We start from the raw sequence: 1,748 nt of genomic DNA on the forward strand, positions 1-1,748 counted from the left end.
ATAAGTCTTGGTGTAGAGTTGGGGGATTTAAAGAATGAAGTTTTATTAGAACAATTGCTGGCCAAGGCTGACAAACTAATGTACGAGCATAAACGCACCAAACGCTGTTTAAATCCTCAACCGTTCTTTTAAGAACAACTATATCGGAGTGCCATAAGCATTATTTATTAAACGTGAGTTCAACCGAGAAAGAGTAAACTGAAAACAAGGTAGGGAAAAAGCTTAAAAAGTTTAGCCCCTCAGCCGGAAAACACGATGCAGTAAACATCATCACACCTAAACCTGACAGGGTAGCAACCCCCTTAAAAGCTCTGCCTGTATTAGGTTAAGGGTGTGTGCGATCAAAAAATTTCGTAGGTATTGTCCACAATCCTGAGCTAAAATCGCCTGACTGATTCTGTATGGGTGGAGAGTTTGCCTACAGTTGTATTCTTTGTTTAAGCTGGTATTATTTGCACAAACCGATTTTATTTATTTATTTGCCCGATTGCGCTAAAATGATGCCTAACTGAACTGCAATTACTCCTAGTATGGCACTGCCTGCCCAGTAAAAAGCGGCGATGCTGTAAGATCGATCGCGCCACAAGACATTCGTCTCTAAACCGTAAGTTGAAAAAGTAGTATAAGCACCCAAAAAGCCCGTTGCTACCATTAACCGCACTTCCGACGGAATAGTCGGCACTCGTTCAAAAGCGAGGGTAATAAAAAATCCCATAGCCAAGCAACCCGTGATGTTAATAAAAAAAGTTCCGTAGGGAAAAGCCGTACCGAAACGGCTGGCAAACCACAAGGTGATATAATAGCGGCTCAAAGCGCCGGCAACGGCACCTAAACTAATTGCGATCGGATGGCGCAGATTCGGGTCTTGCAGCATACAGCTATTAAATATTTGCTACTTGATATAGAGATGGATTTTAGATTCAGCGGACTTATGTAAAGTATTGTAGGATTAAATTGGCGATCGCTCTAGCTATTCGCAATTAAAATTAAGAGAGAGTATTTATGCAAATTGTGCTGGCTACCTTAGACGATGGCTTAGTTAGAGCGTGGGAAAGCACTTGCGGCAGTATGAAAAATGTAAAGATACATCACGGTTCAATATTTGATGTGAAATGCGATGCTATTGTTAGTCCGGGGAATAGTTTTGGTTTCATGGACGACGGCTTAGATTTAGAAATTTCGGAATATTTTGGAGGGCAGGTTCTTGAACGCTTGCAAAAACTAATTCAGGCTCGACATCACGGCGAACTCTTAGTAGGAATGGCAGAAATTGTAGACACCGATCATGCTGAAATTCCCTATTTAATAGCTGCACCAATTATGCGCGTTCCCACAGTTCTAAGAGAAACAGTAAATGTTTATCTAGCAACACGCGCTATTTTGACTCTTGTAAAATTTGGCTCAGTCCCAGATGGAACGCCAGTCAAACATATAATTGAAACTATCGCTATTCCCGGCATGGGTACGGGAATGGGCAAAATGCCTCCACATATCTGCGCCAATCAAATGAAAGTTGCGCTCGAAGAGATCCTCTTATCTCAGTACGAATTTCCTCAATCTTTACTGCACGCTCAAAGATGTCACCACTTGTTATATACGGACGAGAGCGAAGATTTGCAGTTGGAAAATTGAAACTATTAAATTTGCCCGTTTTATTGTGTTGAGAAACCAAGTTTATTAATGTGTGTTTTTTTAGGTATAGAGACTTATCACAAATTTAAGTGCGCTAAACCGTACCTACAAGTTGG

At 41.1% G+C, this 1,748-nt stretch carries 2 protein-coding genes; one reads left to right on the forward strand and one right to left on the reverse strand.

The window, feature by feature from the left end; all coding sequences use genetic code 11:
- Positions 1-475: 475 nt before the first annotated feature.
- Entirely contained in the window at positions 476-874 is a 399-nt protein-coding gene (crcB, locus tag QUA38_RS28745; RefSeq protein WP_333167890.1) for a fluoride efflux transporter CrcB, read from the reverse strand.
- A 128-nt stretch (positions 875-1,002) separates the two neighbouring features.
- On the opposite strand from crcB, the gene QUA38_RS28750 reads away from it, so the two are divergent.
- Positions 1,003-1,632, forward strand: coding sequence for a macro domain-containing protein (locus tag QUA38_RS28750; RefSeq protein WP_333167894.1), 630 nt, complete (start codon positions 1,003-1,005; stop codon positions 1,630-1,632).
- Positions 1,633-1,748: the final 116 nt, after the last annotated feature.

Origin of the sequence: Microcoleus sp. Pol12B4, from assembly GCF_036701385.1 — a bacterium.
Lineage (GTDB): Bacteria > Cyanobacteriota > Cyanobacteriia > Cyanobacteriales > Microcoleaceae > Microcoleus.